Annotated in this window: 19 protein-coding genes and 1 tRNA gene; 8 read left to right on the top strand and 12 right to left on the bottom strand. The window is 51.3% G+C overall.

Features of this window, described 5'->3' with window-relative positions:
- Positions 1–500 precede the first annotated feature (500 nt).
- Positions 501–644 carry a hypothetical protein gene (locus tag HPY52_01380; GenBank protein NPV78916.1) on the top strand — a complete coding sequence of 48 codons (144 nt, stop codon included), beginning with the start codon at positions 501–503 and terminating at the stop codon, positions 642–644.
- Positions 645–682: 38 nt separating this feature from the next.
- Here the strand turns inward: HPY52_01380 and HPY52_01385 are convergent, their stop codons facing one another.
- Positions 683–2,911: an HD domain-containing protein gene (locus tag HPY52_01385; GenBank protein NPV78917.1), complete on the bottom strand. Its 2,229-nt coding sequence runs from the start codon at positions 2,909–2,911 to the stop codon at positions 683–685.
- A gap of 367 nt (positions 2,912–3,278) precedes the next feature.
- Between HPY52_01385 and HPY52_01390 the strand changes: the two genes are divergently transcribed.
- Positions 3,279–4,097: an NAD-dependent deacylase gene (locus tag HPY52_01390; GenBank protein NPV78918.1), complete on the top strand. Its 819-nt coding sequence runs from the start codon at positions 3,279–3,281 to the stop codon at positions 4,095–4,097.
- 211 nt (positions 4,098–4,308) lie between these two features.
- Here the strand turns inward: HPY52_01390 and HPY52_01395 are convergent, their stop codons facing one another.
- Positions 4,309–5,241 (bottom strand): alpha/beta hydrolase, encoded by a 933-nt coding sequence (locus HPY52_01395; GenBank protein NPV78919.1) that lies wholly within the window; start codon positions 5,239–5,241, stop codon positions 4,309–4,311.
- A gap of 538 nt (positions 5,242–5,779) precedes the next feature.
- On the opposite strand from HPY52_01395, the gene HPY52_01400 reads away from it, so the two are divergent.
- From HPY52_01400 to HPY52_01415, 4 genes are all read left to right on the top strand, one after another.
- Entirely contained in the window at positions 5,780–6,196 is a 417-nt protein-coding gene (locus tag HPY52_01400; GenBank protein NPV78920.1) for a bifunctional nuclease family protein, read from the top strand.
- A gap of 186 nt (positions 6,197–6,382) precedes the next feature.
- Positions 6,383–6,458, top strand: a tRNA-Trp gene (locus HPY52_01405).
- A gap of 138 nt (positions 6,459–6,596) precedes the next feature.
- Positions 6,597–7,535 (top strand): tyrosine-type recombinase/integrase, encoded by a 939-nt coding sequence (locus tag HPY52_01410; GenBank protein ID NPV78921.1) that lies wholly within the window; start codon positions 6,597–6,599, stop codon positions 7,533–7,535.
- A 143-nt stretch (positions 7,536–7,678) separates the two neighbouring features.
- Positions 7,679–7,924 (top strand): hypothetical protein, encoded by a 246-nt coding sequence (locus HPY52_01415; protein NPV78922.1) that lies wholly within the window; start codon positions 7,679–7,681, stop codon positions 7,922–7,924.
- 585 nt (positions 7,925–8,509) lie between these two features.
- Here the strand turns inward: HPY52_01415 and HPY52_01420 are convergent.
- The 6 genes from HPY52_01420 to HPY52_01445 all read right to left on the bottom strand — a co-directional run bounded on the left by HPY52_01420 (position 8,510) and on the right by HPY52_01445 (position 12,257).
- Positions 8,510–8,827 (bottom strand): helix-turn-helix transcriptional regulator, encoded by a 318-nt coding sequence (locus tag HPY52_01420; protein ID NPV78923.1) that lies wholly within the window; start codon positions 8,825–8,827, stop codon positions 8,510–8,512.
- Between the two features lie 6 nt (positions 8,828–8,833).
- On the bottom strand, positions 8,834–9,163 hold the full coding sequence (locus HPY52_01425) for a hypothetical protein (protein NPV78924.1): 330 nt from the start codon (positions 9,161–9,163) through the stop codon (positions 8,834–8,836).
- Entirely contained in the window at positions 9,160–9,471 is a 312-nt protein-coding gene (locus HPY52_01430; GenBank protein NPV78925.1) for a hypothetical protein, read from the bottom strand. Before HPY52_01430 ends, HPY52_01425 begins: the two co-directional genes overlap by 4 nt.
- Complete coding sequence (locus HPY52_01435; protein NPV78926.1) at positions 9,461–9,808, bottom strand: hypothetical protein; 348 nt, start codon at positions 9,806–9,808, stop codon at positions 9,461–9,463. The genes HPY52_01430 and HPY52_01435 overlap by 11 nt, the downstream gene beginning before the upstream one ends.
- A 112-nt stretch (positions 9,809–9,920) precedes the next feature.
- On the bottom strand, positions 9,921–11,711 hold the full coding sequence (locus HPY52_01440; GenBank protein ID NPV78927.1) for an AAA family ATPase: 1,791 nt from the start codon (positions 11,709–11,711) through the stop codon (positions 9,921–9,923).
- A 342-nt stretch (positions 11,712–12,053) separates the two neighbouring features.
- On the bottom strand, positions 12,054–12,257 hold the full coding sequence (locus HPY52_01445; GenBank protein NPV78928.1) for a helix-turn-helix transcriptional regulator: 204 nt from the start codon (positions 12,255–12,257) through the stop codon (positions 12,054–12,056).
- A gap of 189 nt (positions 12,258–12,446) precedes the next feature.
- Here HPY52_01445 and HPY52_01450 point away from each other — a divergent pair, with 189 nt between their 5' ends.
- Positions 12,447–13,721 (top strand): hypothetical protein, encoded by a 1,275-nt coding sequence (locus HPY52_01450; GenBank protein ID NPV78929.1) that lies wholly within the window; start codon positions 12,447–12,449, stop codon positions 13,719–13,721.
- Positions 13,722–14,040: 319 nt separating this feature from the next.
- Here the strand turns inward: HPY52_01450 and murJ are convergent, their stop codons facing one another.
- Together murJ and HPY52_01460 are read right to left on the bottom strand one after the other, a co-directional pair.
- On the bottom strand, positions 14,041–15,591 hold the full coding sequence (murJ, locus tag HPY52_01455; protein ID NPV78930.1) for a murein biosynthesis integral membrane protein MurJ: 1,551 nt from the start codon (positions 15,589–15,591) through the stop codon (positions 14,041–14,043).
- Positions 15,592–15,798: 207 nt separating this feature from the next.
- Positions 15,799–16,698: a carbohydrate kinase family protein gene (locus HPY52_01460; protein NPV78931.1), complete on the bottom strand. Its 900-nt coding sequence runs from the start codon at positions 16,696–16,698 to the stop codon at positions 15,799–15,801.
- 441 nt (positions 16,699–17,139) lie between these two features.
- Between HPY52_01460 and HPY52_01465 the strand changes: the two genes are divergently transcribed.
- Positions 17,140–17,622, top strand: coding sequence for a DUF456 domain-containing protein (locus HPY52_01465; protein ID NPV78932.1), 483 nt, complete (start codon positions 17,140–17,142; stop codon positions 17,620–17,622).
- Positions 17,623–17,645: 23 nt separating this feature from the next.
- On the opposite strand, the gene HPY52_01470 is transcribed toward HPY52_01465, so the two are convergent.
- Both HPY52_01470 and HPY52_01475 read right to left on the bottom strand, forming a co-directional pair.
- Entirely contained in the window at positions 17,646–18,815 is a 1,170-nt protein-coding gene (locus HPY52_01470; GenBank protein ID NPV78933.1) for a methylcobamide--CoM methyltransferase, read from the bottom strand.
- A gap of 275 nt (positions 18,816–19,090) precedes the next feature.
- Complete coding sequence (locus HPY52_01475) at positions 19,091–19,726, bottom strand: corrinoid protein (GenBank protein NPV78934.1); 636 nt, start codon at positions 19,724–19,726, stop codon at positions 19,091–19,093.
- Positions 19,727–19,882: the final 156 nt, after the last annotated feature.

Below are 19,882 nucleotides of genomic sequence, written 5' to 3' on the forward strand. Positions count from 1 at the left end.
TCCGGCTTCATACGGCGGCGTACCTGCGAGCCTCCCACCGGCGATCACGATTCCCCATTCCAGATGTTGCCGGGCCGTACAATGAGCCATAGGCCGGAGCCATGGACCGCGTTTCTATTGAACTGCAACTCTCTCCTCATATTTTCCCATTATACTGCGCGTTCCTGCCTAAAACAAGCGCGGGTTATCCTTAGAGGCATTTGCGATGTGACTTTTTCGTCATGAACCGAAACCGCAAGAGGGCAGTTGGGGTCAGCCCAATGACCTCCAGGAACACAAATCGTGGGGTTGTGTATGACTTAAAAACTTGTATCTGGATTGTTATGTTACTAATTACATTTATCGGTCCGCGGTGAAATACTCGCACCTCCCTATGACCCCCGGGTGACGGCGGACGGTTTCGTCAACGATCTTGTGGGCGTGCTTGACTTCCGCCCTCAATCCGCACATCGCCCGCAATTGCGCGTTTCGGCTCAACTCGCGCCGTAGGCTCTCTATCGATGGGGCGTGCTGCTGCTTTTTACACAACTCAAGTGCTATTGTTGATCTCCGGGAATTTCGCCATGAAGCAGATCGTGGCGAGCGTCGGTGCTGACGCTCTGGCAAAAGAGGCGGAAGAGACGGGATGGCGCAAACGGACATAGTTTAAATGAACAGCACTCCACCCCGCAAATTCATGTCTTCAGGCACTTCTTTCAGAGGACGCGCCGAATTCTTCAATAAAAGCTCGTACGACATCGGGATCGAATAGAGTACCGGCATTCATTTCTAAATATTGGAGCGCTTTTGCGCGGGACCAGGCGCGCCTATAGGGACGGTCGGACGTGAGGGCTTCATATACATCAGCGACGGCGAGGATGCGCCCTTCGATGGGAATGTTGTCACCCCGCAATCCCCGGGGATAGCCGCTGCCGTCGAAACGTTCGTGATGGGACCAAACCGCGGGCAGGGCGGGTGCCAGTATATCAACCTGTTCGATAATCCGGCGTGACAGGTCTACGTGGGTTCTCATGTGGTCCCTTTCGTCAAGGGTGAGAGGACCCGGCTTTGCCAGTATATGCTCCGCAATCCCCACCTTGCCCAGGTCATGGACTATGCCTGCCCATTTCAGGACGGCCAATTGATCGACGCTTAGTCCCATGCGTTTGCCAGCCCGCACCGCATATTCGGATACAAGCTCAGAATGGTGACGCGTATACTGGTCGACGGATTCGATTGTGCGCGCCATTGTCCGGAGAACGGTCTCGGTAAGGTTTTCGAGGTACCCGGAGAGTATGCTATACCTGGTCATTCCTGATAAAATCCTTCCGCTCTCACAATGGATCGCGTAATACAGGCTTCCGAGTATACCTCCCATCGTTGCGAAGAACATGGTTCTGAATATCCAGCTCTCAGCCGGCTGCATAATGCCGGCCGGTACATCCAGAGGCATCCATGGTCCCTGAAATATGCCCGCCAGAGCTCCAGAGATCGTGCCCCCGGACGGCCCGAACCACAGGGCTGCAGCAATTATCGGGATATAGAAGATGTGGCCCCAAGCATGAGCTGTGCCACCTGTAATGAAAATGACCCAGGTGGAAAAAGCCAGACCTGCGAGCACCGCCATAAGGCGAAACGCCACTTGCGCGATTGTAAATTGGTGGCCAGGGTCCGGAACATCATCATGCCCCATTTGGCCAGCATCTTCTGCCTCGCGCTCGACGAATTCCATGACGCGGCGCGTCAGACTGGATGACATTTCATCGATCTGGCTGGGTGATTTTCTACCGTTCCGGCCTGGTGAGGTTTCCTTGATTCGACCTGGCGATATCTCATCGATCCGGCTGGATGCTAATTCACCGGCCCAGTCGACATGGTCTAGGATCTTGATGCGTTTCAGAGCTGAAACGACCTGCGGATCAAAGGCCGATCCAGACTGGCTGCTGATGATGTCCACCACATGCTTATCATCCACGCCGTCCTCATTCATCGCATGATCGTATGTATCTGCTACCGCGACGATCCGAGCCGCCATAGGGATCTGGCGTCCTTTCCGGCCATCAGGGTGGCCTGCCCCATCCCAGCGCTCATGGTGAAATTCTACGGCCGCCCGGATTTCATCGATCGCGGGAATTGCCCGCAAAAGATCCCGGCCGATTACCGGGTGTCTCCTCACAATACTCTTTTCCTCAGGCGTGAGAGATGCCCCCTGTTGCAGCAGGCGCTGGGGAATTCCTACCTTGCCTATATCGTGCACAAATCCGCCCCACCACAGGTCCGGGATCTTCTCCGGACGGATGCCCATGGCTTCGCCTATCTTTGCAGACAGTCTTGCCACCCGCAAAGAATGATGATCGCCCGGTGCATCGAAATGTGGTTCGATGCATGCCACTAGGGCTCTCATGGTTTGTTCTATCGACCGGCTGAGAGCTGCCGCCCTTGCCTTGATGAGCCGGTCCTGGACATCAAGGTTTGATTTCTGTCGTTGGAGCTTATGAGCGAGAAGGCTTGCAGTGAGGGCTACAATGGCAAAGAGGGCCATACGGTATACCCAGTTTGCCGTGGACTGGGCTTGCGCGATTGCCGCATTTTGAGGCATAGCAGGTCCGGCGAGAAGCCCGGCTATGATGGCCGAGATGAGGGCCGCCAGCGGACCGTGTCTCATCGCCGCGAACATTATCGGCACATAAAACAACTGTCCCCAGGCGAACCACATTCCGCCCGCCCAGCGCACCAGCATGTAGACTGCTACAAAGAGGATCGCGATAAGGAAGCCTGCGATGATATTGGCCCGTCGGGCATTCTGTTCGCTAAGAGGGCCTTTAACAACATCGGCCAATCGGGTACCTCGTGTGTCAAGGGAGTCTGTAACGACATCGAGCTGCTGGCTACCCCGTGGGTCGAGGTTTTCGGACAATGCCCTGGGGGACATTGCTCCCTATGCCTCCTCTTGCCAAATGAAATGACATATTGGCACGTTTGGTCTTCATTTCTATACTTATATGTTCTTGTCGGAATTCCTGCTTGCGTGGCGAAGTGAGGGGGTTCACGGCAGAGATCGGGACTCGGGTCACCTAGCGACACTATTATCAACCATCTGAACCGGGATCCTATCGATATATGGCAATTGGTTGCTCTGGGAATCTACCTTCCAGTAATACGGGTTTGCGCTCCAGGACCCAATTTTCCTTGCCCTTCAGATGGAGTATTTCCGGGGATGACCTGCTTCTTGTGGAAGCTTGCTCCATCAAATATAATTAGATCATGCGAAAAGGGATCAGCGGGAAAGGTGGCGCAACATGGAGGATATTTCCAATCCGTTTCAGAAAAGAGGGGCTGATGATTCATCTCAGGGAAATGGCTATATTTCGGCATGTCGCAAGGCCGCGGAATTGATACGGGCATCCCGCTTCTGTGTGGCGTTGACAGGGGCCGGAATATCTACAGAAAGCGGCATCCCTGACTTCCGCAGCCCTGGCGCCGGCCTCTGGTCAAGAATTGATCCCATGGATTTGCTTTCTGCTACGGCATTCGAACTCAGACCTGCGAGATTCTATGAATTCATCCATGATTTGGTAGACACATTCTCCAGAGCCGAGCCCAATGCTGCCCACATTGCTCTTGCGAGGCTCGAGCAGGAAGGCTATGTAAAGGCAATCATAACCCAGAATATCGACGGGCTCCACCAGAAGGCAGGAGCCCGCAATGTGTTAGAGGTGCATGGCAATGCACGCTCATGTACATGCATTTCGTGCGGGAGAGGGTATTCGATGGAAGAGACACTCCGAGCAGTTTCTGCGGGTGAAGTCCCGCCCAGGTGCGCCTCATGCAATTCTCCGCTGAAACCGGATATCGTACTGTTTGAAGATCCCATGCCAGAAGATTTTGCGCTGGCTCAGCAGGCGGCGCTCCAGAGTGACCTGATGATAGTCATTGGTTCCAGCCTTGAGGTGGCCCCTGCATGCTACTTGCCTTCTATGGCAGGAAGGCTCATCATCATCAATTTGCAGCCAACCCCTTGCGACTCGCAGGCGGATGTTGTGATCAGGAACAAGGCGGCGGAAACCATGCAGATAATAGTCAGATTCATTTTGGAAGAATCGGAGGGGAAGCAATAATGTGGGGACTTATCTGGCTCATTCTAGGATTGATCACCATCGCCATTTTTCCTTTTACTCTGCCCGCGGCCATCCTGGTCGGGGCGGTATTACTCGTGGATAAAATCCTGACTTAATACTTTTGCAATCTTCTAAATCGAAGGCTTATTGACCCTAAAAATCTACTCATGAGAATAGTTAAGGGTCTTAAGATAATATTTTAGATCTCCTTTTATAACCATCTTTTCAAAAACGAAACTATCTCCGCTCTCATAGCCGCGGTCTCGAAATGCCCTGTATCATAGCGCACCATCTTCCATGCCTCAGGAGCGCCTTCTGCCGCATAAACTTCCCTGAGCCTGGCATCCACCCTGTCCAGCCCGACTGGAGGTGTAAGCTTATCGCAATTCCCTGCCAAACTAAGGTGAGGCCTCGGCGCGATAAGGGAGTTGATGTCCGCGGTAGTGAAGTATTTCAATAACCTTGGCACATAATAATAGATTCCGTGTTCGTCGAGCCCCCGCGATTCAATAAGCGCCTGGAAGTCTGTCATGCAGCAGATATCGATGCAGATCTTGATGCGCGTGTCCAGAGCCGCCACCCACCACGCCATGGTGCTCCCCATGGATAGCCCCATTGTCCCGATCCGGCTGCCATCCACATCAGGCCGCGATATCAGGTAATCTATAGCACGCAGGCTGTCATACACCATCATTCCCCACAGGACCTGCCCTTTCCAGAGCATTTCCTTGAAAAGCTCGGATTCCGAACGGCCCCGCCTTTCCCCGAAAAGCCAGCAGTCGATGCAAAGGGCCGAATAGCCCATTTGAGTGAGCACCTCGGCATAGGGCGGCTTCTTGAGCGCGTCACGCCCGTTTAGAAGTTCATCCTTCCCAAGAACATAATTGCCACCATGAGCATGGTTATAGAGGATAGCTGGGAGCGGAATCCGCCCTTCTTCTCCTTCGGGACGTTTGGGCCGCACGAAATATGCAGGGACAGGCTCAATTCCATTCAGGTCTAGCATCAACTTTTCCAAAATGTAACCCTCGCGTTCCTCTTCCCCCACCTTCCACGCTGATATCTCTCTTTGGCGCTCCGGCAAATCCCCCAGCAGCCCATAAAGCTGTTCTCTTCGAGCCTCTTTATCAGTATTTGTATTCATAGCTCCGCCCTCGCAAGGCTTCCCTCCGTTCGATGATCTCGAAGACTTATATTTTCAAGGTCTATGCAACCCTATCATGCTGAGCTCTGAGTCGAGCGCATGTAACGATTGTGGCATACACTGCATCACGTGTCCGGCCAATCCCTGATGTACATCGCTTGCCAGCCAAGATGATAAAATATCCACCATCTAGTGGCACATGTACATTTCGAGGGCGACCGGCGAATTCCTTTTGTAGGATGAAGATAATATCTTCGCGCCGGCATGAAAAAGGTTGCCGATGAAAAAATGCCGTCTCACCTGGGTCCGCGGGCAATATCATCTATATCGCGTCTAGAATGCCATTTTACCGAGGATTTTTCTGAACCTTGCGGTATCTGTTTTCAATGCTTTTGTGTTATTATGGGATTAACGGAGAACACTGTCGCTGAACCATACATTATTTGGGACGCAGCGCGGAAAAGTAGGAGCAGGCGCAGTAGAATAGAATAAAAAGGCGGCGCGTCGCCATGCGCTGCTCTGAAAGAGGGTGTCTGAATTGTTAGAGATGAATGTCCTAAGCGTGGTAACGGATCTTAGCGGGAATTATTCGGTACTGCTGGCGGATGCCGATCAGAAGATCGTCCTGCCCATCGGGATCGGCCCTTTTGAGGCCCAGGCCATAGCTTATCCTTTGCAGGGCGAAACACCCCCGCGTCCATTAACCCATGATTTGATGATGACTTTGTGCGAGACTCTCGGTGGGAAAATCGAAAAGATCGTGATAACGGACATCAAAGAGAGCGTCTTTTACTCAGAGATCTATATGCAGCACGATGGCAAATCACTCGTGCTGGATGCCAGGCCAAGCGATGCTATAGCATTGGCCGTAAGGTGCAAATGCCCGATTTATATGTCACCGAAGCTAGTTGAATTCACATATAAGTATGAGGACATTATTTCACAGAGCCAGTAGATCATGCCGCGCGTATCTGTGGATTTAATTAACCGTGGAGATAGTATTCACAAAGCTAATAGAGCGCGATGCTCTGCCCCGCGAATTCCCGTCGGGATGTCTCTCAAGCGGCAACAGCGCGGCTTTCAGCCTTCAGGCACTCTTGACAAAATCAACGAGATCGAATATTGTATAATTACAGAGCGCAGGGGAGTAGCTCAATTGGCAGAGCGGCGGTCTCCAAAACCGTAGGTTGCGGGTTCAAGTCCTGTCTCCCCTGCCAACCTAGAGCCACAAGGGATTCAGGTTTTTGGAAATTGAACCCAACATGCATGGACCGTAAGTACTAAACAAAGGCTTGCAGAAGCAACGGTCTTCCCTCTGGTAGCGAATCTGAGATTCCGTATCAGGGGGTATTTTTATGGCCAAACTCTTTCGTATCCACAAGAAACTTCCAGACACCTGGAAGGACGCACTTCAAGACTTCCTCTCCTGGAAGCAAGCACAAGGAGTAGCTTCAAGAACGATCAAAGACTACAAAGACCATGTATCCCGCTTCTTCACCGCCTGTCCTGATGCCTATGACCCAGCTAACCTGCGGCAAAGAGTCATGGAATACATGTCGCAGGAAATCATGCCTGCAACCTTCAACCTTCGCAGGGAATACCTCAAAGCATTCTTCTCCTGGTGCGTCAGGGAAGGCATATTCCCGGAAAATCCTCTCTCCGACATACCCAAGAAGAAGGACCCCGGCAAGATACGTCACCTTCCAGAAGAGGTCCTGCAAAGCCTTTTGAAATTGCCTGACAAGAAGACATTCGCGGGACTCCGGGACTACGCTTTGATGGTCCTTACGCTATCCACAGGAATCAGACCATGCGAAGCATTGTCCCTTCTCCCCCCGGATTTCAACCTCCGCAGTCGCTTTGTCACAGTCCAAAGACAGGTTGCGAAGACGAGGGAGGAGAGGGTCCTGCCTATCCTCCCAGTTGTGGTGGAGGCCATACGCGATCTCCTTGACGCAAGACACCCCGCCTGGCCGGACTCCGTCCCTGTATTCTGCACATACTCCGGCAAACGAATGACAACCCTTGAATGGGGAGACAGACTGGAGCGGTACGGGAAGATTCTCGGGATCAATGTCACCCCCTACATGCTCAGACATAGCTTCGCGATCAATACGCTGAAAGCAGGGGCTAATGCTTTTGTGGTGCAGGGGATGCTGGGACATACAGACATGACCATGACAAAGCGATATGTCCGCCTCCTCGAATCCGATCTCAGGGAAGCGATAGAGAAAGCCAACCCTCTGAATGTGATCCTGCCACAGGCTAACAGGGTCCGCAAGGTCCGCAGGTAGGAGAGTAACGAAATGTGCGACACCATAACGATTATCGGACTGCTTCTTCTTGTGGCCTGTCTGATCCTCGGGGCGGACAATATCCGGCAATCCTATAGAATACTCAGACAGTTAACCAAAAAACTGAAGGGGGGTGACTGATCATGGGAGAGGCTTTGAAACCAGAGGAGAGGAAGGAGATAATGGCCGCCTTTGAGGCCATGGATATGGCCGCATGGAGCCTGAATCATTATATTGAAGAAGGCAAGGGTCAACAGGTAGGCGGGATGCTTGTCGCCTTCGCCAGGAAATATGGCAGGTGGCCGAATTTCCCTGATCCTGCATTACTGATCTCCGTCAAACTCTTGCAACCCCTCCTGTGTCATGCGATAGCCAGGGGGGACAAGTAACCTCATAAGATATTCAGGGAGAGGAGAACAACGGCTTCTCCTCTCTTTTCTTATTCCATGAGCCACAGAAAAGCCTCCAGGACGGACGATTTTTTCCGTCCAAAGGTTTTTCCCCCTATCCAGGTTCCTCTCGCCAATCCTGGGGCAAATGGTGAGGCCACAGGCGGACAAACTCATCCCCTCCCCTCTTCATCGGCCAGCGGCCTGGAAGGACCCGGGATGCCCCCTTTCGCAAGCGAACGGGCAGGCGGGGAGACCCGTCTCAAAAATTCCCACCAATTTTTGAACCTTTTATACAAAAGTAGAATATCAGCACAGGAGAGGAAGGGGAAGCGGGATTCGGGACACGGGGCATTGAGTTAAGAGGCGGGAAAATGGAGAGTATATGGAAAAAATACCCAGTAGCATGAATCTGTGCGATACCCAGAAAACGCATGACAGGGGGTGACAAATCCTGGGAGGGAACGCTTTTCGATGTCACATTATTACAAACATATGTTCGTATTTATTTATTTCTACCCTTTACCAGTCTGAAATGGAATTCCAGGAAGAGTATTAGTCCTGCCCACAGGACAGCCTGGAATATCATATCCCGCATTTTCCCCACCTCCTTACGATCCCTGGCCTCACAATCCTTGGTTCCGGCCTCCAGTTGTCTTTCCAGTCAACGGTAAGGGATGGATACCCTTCATATAAGGCTTCTGGCCTATACCCCAGGACACGGGCCATGGCCTCCAATTCCGGCCTGGAGGGGACCGCCCTTCCAGTCTCATACATTTGCAACCTGAATTTCGAGGTCCGCTTTTCCCCGAATGCAAGGCAGGAGTTTATCCGGTCCACCAGTTCAAGCTGGGAAAGGTTCTTCTGAAGCCGGTATTTCCTGATGTTGTTTATGATCCTCAAAGGGCATCACCAGTCCCAACAATTGCGGACTATGCGTAAGATATTTTCCTTGGTCCAAGGATCCCCCATCAAAGCGTTCCAGGAACAGTCTTCACAAAAGTAAACAGTGATGTTTGGGACAAGAGTTTTTCCTTCCCGGACCTCCACCAGAAGCCTGACCAAACCAACCCCAGCAGAATAAGGGATTGAGGTTCCACAAATAGAACAGCGGTATGGGGTTGTCTCTGGTCCATATGGATCAAAAAACCTAGCACTCTCCTGACCGTAGAGTTCTTTGACCTCTACAGTCGTTTCACCGAGGCAGACGGGCCACATGTCCCTTTTTATCGCCCTCACTTCGATCTCCTCCCTTCCCTTTTTGGCAGATTTCTCCACCAGCCTGGGTCGTGAATCCACCTGCCTGTTGCAGGGTCACGGCGAAAATCCAGGGGGTTAATCCTGTTAATTATCAGGACAGGACAATTGCCCACGTATTCTACTCTCTTTGTTTGGGACTGCAACAGGGAAATGATTTCCTGCTTGTGGTTCCGGATCTCTTGCCGCAGGTCGTCAGTGAGATAGCCGGTAACTACCAAGGAATCGCCTTCCACCATAATGGTGCATTCGTTCTCCCAGAGGGCCTTTAATACTTCATTAGGAGCCATCAGAATCATCACCCCCAGGTGAAAGAATCCATATCAATACTGGCAGGGATTCCTCAATAGCCGCCCGAATTTTCGGGGTAACAGGACCAGTAATAGCTAACGTTTTCCCGTCGCTTTTTAACTCGTATCCTTCAAGAATGAGCCACTGCAATAATCGCAACCCAGGATGCCGCAATATCTCAAGCAGTTCCGGCTTATACTTGCGGAGCTTGCTTATCAATCCATCGCTCAATGCTCCCTTTGACACTTCGCAGCGAATTGTTTCCTCGTCAATGAGGAACATATTGCCGCCGCCGGAGAATACGTATCTTGCCAATTGGGTCCCTTTGCTTATCACCCATAGCCACCCCCTCAGAATCGTTCCTCTGGTGGTCGAATAACCCTTTTAGTTACCTCAGTTACTTCGGTTACCTTTTCTTGAATCCCTTGGGCCACAAGGGGTTCAGGTCTCAAAAAGGTAACAGGGGGGGGGTGTTACCTTCGGTTACCTTCTGGTTACCTTTCTCAGAAGTAACCGTGGTAACCGAAGTAACAGAAGTAACATGGTAACCGAAGTAACCCTCTTTTACTACTGTGTATTTCCCCCTATCTAAAGCCTTGATTTCCCCATTTTTTACCATACGGGAAAGAAGCATTTTCACGTTTTCATAGGGTTGTCCTAACGCTAGAGCTATCTGCTTTGGGGACATAGGCTCTCCATTAGCTTTTAGGGCCTCGATAACTGCTTGTCGCTCCCGGCTTATCTTGTATTCTTCCGCATCACCCAACAGCACCCACCCACCTACGTGAGGGTCCGCCCTGAGAGCCAGGGTTCGTTCCTCAATATCGCGACCAACGACAAAGAGTTCAGCATCGGCTTTCCCGCGTGTTCGTTTTAGCACGAGAACAGAGTCTGCTGCACCCGCAATCCCACTAGAACCAGACAGCATATCGATAGGGTCGTCATGTTCCCCCCTGTTTGTGTGATGCACAAGCAAGAGAGAAGCTCCGTGCTTATCGGTAACAGCTTTCAATTTGGCGACTGAAGCGTAATCAAGATTGTAGAGCGTCTTCCCTCGATCGTTCGTTTTTCTTTCCCTAATTCGCTCAAAAATGTCAATAATGACCAATTTGACTTCTGGATGATCGGTTAAGAACTTATCTAGCTCCATATCCCCTTCTTGATCCAGCCTGGGCCATACTCTGGATATATACAAATTGGGAGGAGGAGGGGCGTTTTTCAATAGTATCCTAACTCGATCCTGCAATCGCCGCTTGGAATCCTCTAGGGCCAGATAAAGAACCCCCCGTTGTTTCACCTGAATACAACCGAACGCGTATCCTCCTGTCGCGACTGCTATGGCGATGCCGAGAGCCGCCCAACTTTTTCCAAGTTTGGGTTTGCCTGCAAATACAGTAACCCCTTCGACGAGGATTCCAGGGACTATTTCGACGGGTTCAGGAATCTGCATATTCAGAAGTTCTTGTGCGGTCATAACTTCGATAGCAGTTCGCTCCCCATGGGGTCGCCACTCCGAGGACTCCTGCACCAACCGCAACAATTCTTCTTTTGTACCACCTGCCGCTAGCCAATCTGAGATGTCCCCCTTTTCTGGCAGGTCAGGCAGATTCACGATTCGCACATCAGATGCAGTCCCATACAGACTCCTTGCGACAGCTTCAGCGTGTTTGCGGCCAGGTTCGTCATTGTCGGGAAGAATGACTACCTTTCTACCCGCGAAGTATTTCGCGAATTCCTGTCTCCACTTCCCAGCCCCCCCAGAATTGGTAGTGGCTACAAGACCAAATTTTGCTAGATTATCACAGTCCTTTTCTCCTTCTGGGATAAATATCCAGCTATCTTTTGGGGAAGCGATAAGTTCTGGCAACCTATAAGGAATTGGGTCTACCCCCTGCAGATTCCAGATCCAACCTTTTCCAGAGGGGTCAGGTCTACGCTGGAGGAAATTCTTGGGAGCATACCTCACCACTTGATATACGAGTTTGCCATTTTTATCCAGATAATCGTATATTGTCAAAATCTTCCGCTCTTGTTCTGTGGGAATACCTAGCTTGATCGCCAGTTTCTGGAGGTTACCACGCTGACCGCAGCCAAAGCAGGTGAATCCCGCTTCATTCAAAGAGAGAGACTGCCTGTGATCGTCATGATAAGGACACAGTGCCTGGTAGAAACCGGAATCATTGGGTCCCTTTACTAATTTGAGTCTTTCCAGAATCTGGGATAAAATGTGGTTGGACATGATTTCTCACCCCCCCGTGTTCGCCAGGCTTCGGCCTGGTATCTTATTCCAATATCTCAATGGCAGATAATACCGGATTCCGAATTTTCCCAAAGATTTGGGGATCGCCAGGTCACAGAATCGCTGGAAATCTATGACATAAAGTATATTGGTATTTGTTTCCAACAGTTCAATTCTGTGGCATCCAAAATTTTTCAATTGATCAACATAGTCTTTATCGAACCCATAACTATCAAGTTTATACAATTTCTGGTAGGACTTAACTCGTTTACAAAAAACACCATCCCGCAGCTTTCCAACGCAGATCCGTCTTCCTTGGTAATTTCCATAAATTTCCATATTTTATCCCAGCTTTCTACGATAGATAAATGGTTCCAGCTCCTTCGGGTCCACCTGTAAAACCTTAGCAAGAGCTGGGATAAAATGCCTGGAAATCCGAGTCCCTCTCTCCCAGCGAGATACGGTCGCCGTGTCCACCTGTAAAGCCGCAGCGATAACACGCTGTGGCACGCCAAGTCTGAGCCGTAATTCCTTAATCGTCATCATTTTTGTATACCTCCTTCCAAATCTTGTCTTGATTCCAGAATAAGCAGGTGATATGATAAGTTCAATAAGGTCTAATCTTACCTTACCCTTACTGTCTTTTTCTTCCAGTTTCCATGGGTGCGTTTATCAGGTGGAGTTGCTTGCGGACGCTTAACACCTGATGGGGAAGGCTTCGCGGCGTATTCGCTGTTGGAGAATAGGGGAATTCGCAGGCAGCTTCTTCCAGCTGGTGGAAGGAATCGCAGGCATCTTCTTCTAGCCAATAAGGAGGTTGTGTTCATGAATGAGGGGATTCTGACTAAAGGATCAATCTGGCCAAGGTGTGAGGTCATTCTGTTCCGGGGGAAGGTTGTGGCCAAGGAGAAATATAGAGAGTGGCAGGAGGATTCATGGGAGAGAGCCAAAGGGGACGCCTGGGGTCCATATGAGGTCCTGTCGTTCGATGAATACAGTGATCTTGTGTTCTCTGGGTTAGATGATTACGAGCTATACGAGCCGTTCAAGGCGTATGAGGAGAGCGAGGAGAAGAAGACCACTGAGGAAAAAGAGACTGCTGAGAAAAGGGCAAAGAGAAAGACCGCAGGACCGCACATTGAATTTCTGGGTCTTGATGTAGAAGATGAATTCTCGATTCTGGAATTCATAAGCAAGTATGGCTTTCTCGGTATCGCCAATCCCCCTGGGGTTTCTTCTCCTTCCTCCTATGGTGGAGTGTTGAAGCGTGGGGAGGAATCAATATCCGACATAAGGGAAGCACATAGAGTCTACAGGTCTATCGCTTCCTTGTGGTCAAGCATATTTCAGTATGAGAGAGTGGAAAGGGAAATCAATCTGACATTTTCCCGCATGGCTGGAACCCGGAATATCCAGGACAGGGAAGGGTATAAGAAGAGAGTCCAAGAGCTAAGGGAGGAGAAGACCGCAATTGAAGGGGAAATCCATGTCCTTCTTAACAACCTGCATTTTCCTGCCCATCTCGAAGCTATCACCTCTAAGGCTTCTCCTGATCATCTCTTGCGTAGTAAAACAGGGGAAATAGCCTATATCCGGCAGTCTCTTGAATATACCGAAGACGGCCTCATTCTCAAAAGTCTGATTGACCGGGCCAGGCTCACCGTGTCCTCCTGCGTCAATCTGTATTTAGAGGACGTGGCACCTGCGATTGATGATAAAGGCAAGATCAATTGGAGGTTTAATACTTTGCTTTCCGCATTCTACCTCATGCTATTTCTGGATAACACCAAGGGGAATCACATCAGGCAATGCCAATACAGACACTGCCGCAAATTCTTCAGGAGTAGCGACCCTAGAGAGAAGTATCATGACCCGAAATGCGAGAACGCCGAGGCACAGGCCAGATACAGGGACAGGAAAAGAGGCGGGCCCACAGGAAAGCGGACTGGCCGCCCAAAAAAAATCTTCCCCATAAAGAAGGAGTTTATCTACTTATGTAGAAGACTTTAAATGGAGTGACTACGGTTTCTCCGCTTATGGATACGCGGTTCAAAAATGGAGACCGTAAGTACCAACGAAGGCTACCAGGGGAAAAATCCAATAACCATGCGGGTTTGGGGGCATAGCAAGGTCGCGGCGGTCTCCAAAACCGTAGGTTGCGGGTTCAAGTCCTGTCTCCCCTGCCATTTTGTTATGTACCGCCAACAGCTTCGGTTTTGCGCCTGCCAAAATCTCTCAGGTTCGACACGAGAAATTCCAAATGCTTCTCAAGGTCATCCAGTTTCCCGCGCGAGGTAATTCCCGCAGAAGGGGCGCGCTCCAAGGGTCGTCACCTGTTAGTCAATCGTCTCAGCCCTCGCTTCGCTAGATCGACAATGAATCTAAATTCTCCAACTTTCAGACACCACGCGCATAAGAGGTATGTCACAGCACCCACAAATGTCGCCGGAATCAGCCATGAAAGGGTCTGCATATTTGACATATCTGTCATTCTGCTTGCAGTTGCCTGCTCTACTGCGTGATTCCAGAGAAAATATACGACTATTGACATGATAGCTGTGGCAGCCAGCACCTTGACGGTTTCAGAAAGAAACCGACTGCCAAGGATCTTCGCCGCGGCGCAAGATTGTTTCCGGTCCCACAGCCACATGAGGCTCAATGCTCCTACCCATGACGCGATGGAGGTCGCGAGGGCGAGGCCTCTAGCCGCCATAAAGCGGATAAGGACGAGATTGAGCGCCACATTGACCGCCACGCTCAGTATCCCGGTCTTCAGGGGCGTTATGGTATCTCCATTGGCATAGAATGCTCGGCTGGCAACATCACGCCAACTCATGGCGGGGACCCCCAACACATACATGGCTAGAACTCCAGAAGTCAGAATGGTTGCATTGGCATCGAACATTCCTCTCTGATAGACCACCTGCGTCAGGGGTCTGGCGAGCACGAATATTCCAGCGGAGATGGGGAAGAGTCCCAGAGTGCCCACAGACAATCCGCGGCGAATTCCATCGGTTGTCCGGGCATCATCCCTGGAAGCCGCGAATTCGGCAAATGTAGGATATAGAACCGTTCCGATGGCGCTTCCGAGGAGTGTCATGGGAAGAGTATAAAGCCGCGCTGAATAGTCAATTGCCGCTACATTTCCCGCTGGAAGGCTGGATGCCAGGATCCTGTCCACAAGCGCGTTGACGGTCCCGAGGCCTGCCCCAACCGCCACTGGCAATGACAGCATGACCATTTGTCTGAGCTCTGGCAAGCGCCAGTCGATGCTCATCCCCGGCCGGAAACCTTTATTCCTCAAGACGAGCCATAAAATAACAAGTTGGGCCGCCATTCCCATCAGCGTCCCAAAGGCAAGCCCTTTTATTCCCATCACACGGCCAAGAGTGAAAACGGAAGCGATGATGATCACATTCTGCAATGGGCCCGCAAATGCCGGAAGTCCAAAGACTTGAAAGGAATTCAGCACGCCGCTTGCCGTGAAGCTGAGCCCGGTGACAAGAACTCCCGGCATCATTATGTAACCAAGTGTGATCGTTTGCTCATAGACCTCGCCCCTGAAACCTGGGGCGATCAGCTTTACCAGGAGGGGCATCGCGAATTCTCCTATGATAATTATCAGCAACGCGGCCAGAATCACCGCATTCCAGATGGTTCCCAGCATGCGAAATGCCTTCTCATCCCCTTCGGTGACTCTTTTTCGGGTGAAAAGCGGGATTACTACGGTGCCAAGCGCGCCGCCCACAAGTCCAAAAAGCATGCCTGGGATATTCTGCGCCACAACGAAAGCGTCCACCTGGGAACTCGCTCCATACACCGCAGCAATCACCATTGTGCGAACGAAGCCAAGACATTTGCTCAGTATGCCGGCCATCATTATTGCGAAAGACGCGCCTATCAGGCGTGTCGTCCTTGAAGAACCATGTAAATTCATATACCATAAACCTTTCTTAGAATCTTAAGACTCTTCAGCGTGCCGCCATTGCCGCTCAGCAAATAGCTGCCGTCGCATCCGTCGCGGTTCGCTATTCTGCCCATCAGGCAGCCTACCGATTTAAGGAGCTTTTTTAAAGAACTTTCGAGATTATTTGCCCAGGAATTTCAATACCTGGTCAAGCCGCGGGAATCCCTCTGTGCCCCCGAGAGCCATGCATGATAGGGCTCCGCAGGCATTGCCGAACCGCATCGCCTCTTGCACATCATATCCATTCAGGAATGCATAGAGGAATCCAGCATTGAACGAATCTCCCGCTCCGGTGGTATCAACTGGAGCTACGGGAAATGCTGGCTGACTTACGGTCTCCCCATCCCACCTGCCGGTGCTTCCCATGCTTCCTAGCTTTACAATCACCCGCCGGGGCAGTTCAATGGCTCCGATTCCCTTCCCCTTCGAGAATCTTTCCAGCTCTACCTGATTCATGAGCAATATGTCAATATGCTGAAAGGCTGGTTTCAACGAATCCCAGCGACTGTCTAGCGGGTCCCAGCCGGGATCAAGGGATGTGGAGAGACCGCGAACCTTTGCCTCCCTCAGGATCGTTGCTGTCCGAAGGCTTTCCTGCAGGAAAGGAGATGAAATATGTAGGTGCCTTGCAGAGGAGAGTTTCGGAAAATCCTCATCTTTGAGGTCAAATTTCCTCATGACACCAGGTTCTGTCACCAGGGCCCTGTCACCGCCATGAACAAGCGAAACGGTGAAGCCTGTCTTCTCCCCCTTCGCTATTTCCACATCCTCTACCTCGATCCCTTCACCATGAAGCCTTCTCAATATGAACCTACCAAGGTCATCATCACCAACAAATCCAATGAATTTCACTCCGAGTCCCAGTCTGGCGAGGCCAACGGCGCATATTGCAGAGGAACTGCCAAGGGTGATGAGGGAATCTGTGGCGAGGACTTCCTTCCCCGGCTCCGGAGGCGAATCCAGCCTCATTATTATATCGGCATTGAGCTCACCTACGACAATTACATCGAATTCTCTCATAATTAGCTACCAACTCCTCGATGATGCGGAAAGGTCGTGACGCGCAAAGGCCATAATGTATAAGGATCATGGTACGCGGACGCCGCGGTGCGCAATGGTCACAATACATGAGGATCATGATATACGAACGCCGCGGTGCGCAATGGCCATAATGCGTGAAGATCACGATGCGCAAAGGTAATGGTATATAAAGGCCGCGATATACGCGAATGCAGAGATGCGGCTGGATGCCATGGCACACTCCACGTTTTTGCGCGCATGCCTTATTCTATTCGACGAATATGTTGCCATACCTTCCGGACTTGGCATTGCAAATTACAGCCATTCCCCATGGCATGCTCGAGAAAATCGTGAAATTATTGTAGATGTCGCGAATTCCTCTGAAAGGAGAGCGCCACATATTGGTGAAAATATGAAGGCAGAGGAAGGGTTGAAAATAGTATGGGACACATCATAGGAATGACAATTGCCCTTATTCTGTTTCTCCTGGGGCTGGCAGGCACGGTGTTGCCGGCTCTTCCGGGCGCTCCGTTGATATGGCTCGGCATGTTCGTTTACGGCCTCTTCACCGGCTTTGCCCGTATCAGGTTCGTGTTCTTGTTGCTCCAGGGGGTGGCTGTAGGCCTTACGTTTCTCATAGACTATGCTGGCACCGCATATGGAGCGAAAAGATATGGAGGGTCGATCGCCGCTATCCGGGGTAGTGCTATTGGTCTTCTCCTGGGGCCGCTGGTAATGGGCCTCCCGGGGATTATTATAGGGCCCTTTGTAGGGGCCCTTATAGCCGAGCTTCTGAAAGGCGCGACGCTGGAGCGGTCATTTCGGTCCGCATTCGGGACATTGATCGGCCTTGCAGGCGCCACGCTCCTCAAGCTTGGGATTGAAATCGTAATGATCATATGGTTCTTTGTGAGAGTTCATTAGATCATTAGAGCGTCAGAGCGCGTTTAGCAACAACAGTCTTCATCTGCCTCGCAGCAATTCTCGCCCGCCTGGCAATATGCTGCTTTTACTTGGCGACGGCCCTCATTTGCCGGGCAGCAACTTCCACTCTCCTGGCGGCTGCCTCCATTTGCCCGGTGGCAACCTACATTCTCCTGGCAGCAGTTTCCGCTTGTCTGGAGGCACCCCTCATCCTCCAGGTGGATACCTCCATTCATCTGACGGCGTCCCTCATCCATGAAGGCGTCGATGTTCTCAAATGGCGTCTCCAGGGGCAGGTCGCACCCGGTGCTCAGGATGAAGTTTTCGTATGGAAACATGGCATTTAGTAGATTTCTTACTCGTTCACGAACCTGGTCGGGAGACTCCTGCACCATGACCCCTACCGGGTCGATATTTCCGATAAGCACTACCTCTGGGTCCACCCTATGCACAGCTGATGGGAAATCCACTGCTGCGTCCAGACTGAGACCCTGAGCCCCTGTCTTGGACATTTCAGACAGAAGATGTGTGGTATTGCCGCAGATATGCAGGATCATCATGGGTTTCATCTCGCTTATGATCTCACTTATGTGATTCCCGCAGAATTCCGGGAATGCCTGAGGTGACAGCAAGACAGCGGTCGGCTCCAAGATCGCTATCATGTCAGCACCCGCGTCAGCCAATGCTTTAGCATATCTTCGACATACCTGCGTCGAAAATTCAATTGTATAGCGAACTAAATCAGGGTCCAAGATCGTTGCCATGGTGATCTCGGTTGCACCCATCATAAGTCCAGCGAGGGTGAATGGTCCTATGACATATCCGCCGCATGGGATCGAAAGGTGCTTCTTCATGAGTTCCATCACGCGGATGAACGACCTGATCCGCGCATCATTCATCGGGTCCAGCACCTTAAACTGCCCTAGATCCTCTATCCTCTTGACAGGATGTTCTTCCACCGTTGGAGATTCGTTGAGCGGATAACGCACGGGAAGCCCCAGCGCCCCCGCCTCCAGTGATAGGTCCATCATGAAAAAGACAGCATCCGGTGAGAATCTCTCAACTATATTCGATACGGATCTGAAGTGCAGTTCCGCGTTGAACCCGTTCTGACGGAGAGTGGAATTCGTGAGTCGAGCCCCCGGATAACCCAGGAGAGGAACCACGAGCCTCCTGGGGGAATTCCTCGCCATATCGATAAGTCTCATAATATTGACACCTACCCTAGGAATGACCCCATCCACTGTTTGCAGAATGGGCTCTAGTTTGAAAATAACCCGGCGGCATTTTTCACCTTTGGGTGGCGCCGCCGGGATGCATGATGCATTCGGCTGCTGGCAATGCGCTATATCGCTACGTTGATCGGGGATGCGCTATGTTGGTCACGCCGAGCGGGGATGCGCCATATTGGCTACGCTGAGCGGAGATGCGCTATACCGCTACGCCGAAAAGGAATACGCTATATTGGCTACGCCGAGATGAGCTGCTTCCCCACATCCACGGCGGAGCTAGCATCCGGCGCATACCCATCAGCGCCGATATCTTGGGCATATTTCTCGGTGACAGGAGCACCGCCTATGATGACCTTGACGCTGTCACGAAGGTTGGCTTGCTTGAGCGCCTCGATGGTCGACTTCATGGAAAGCATGGTGGTTGTTAGAAGAGCGGACATTCCAAGGAGATCGGGCTTCTCAGTCCGAACCGCCTCAACAAACTTGCTCTCGCTTACATCTGTTCCAAGGTCGATGACCTCGAAGCCTGCGCCCTCGAACATCATCTTGACAAGGTTCTTCCCGATATCGTGGAGGTCACCCTTGACGGTGCCAATAACGATCTTCCCTGTCCTTTTGATTCCACCCTTGGCAAGCAATGGCCTCAGAACATCAAGCCCCGCATACATCGCCCTTGCTGCAATTAGAACTTCAGGCACATAGATCTCGTTTTTCTTGAACTTTTCCCCTACCCTGCCCATAGCAGGTATCAGGCCCTCATTCAGGACTGTCTGTGGGTCGATACCACTATTGAGCGCTGTCTCAACGAGGGTCTTCACCTTAGGTGCATTACCAGCTTCAAGAGCATCCCAGATTTCATGGAGATCAGACATGATAATTCCTCCCCCATTTCTATAATCTCGAGCCATCTCCCCTGAGACCTTCTCTATGCTGGATATACCCGGAATGCCGCCATGGGTGCCTTATATGCCCAGTATGCTGCCGGGCATGCCGTATGTGTCCGGTATACCGCCATGTATGCCCGGCTG

This window comes from Bacillota bacterium (assembly GCA_013178415.1).
Lineage (GTDB): Bacteria > Bacillota > SHA-98 > Ch115 > Ch115 > Ch115.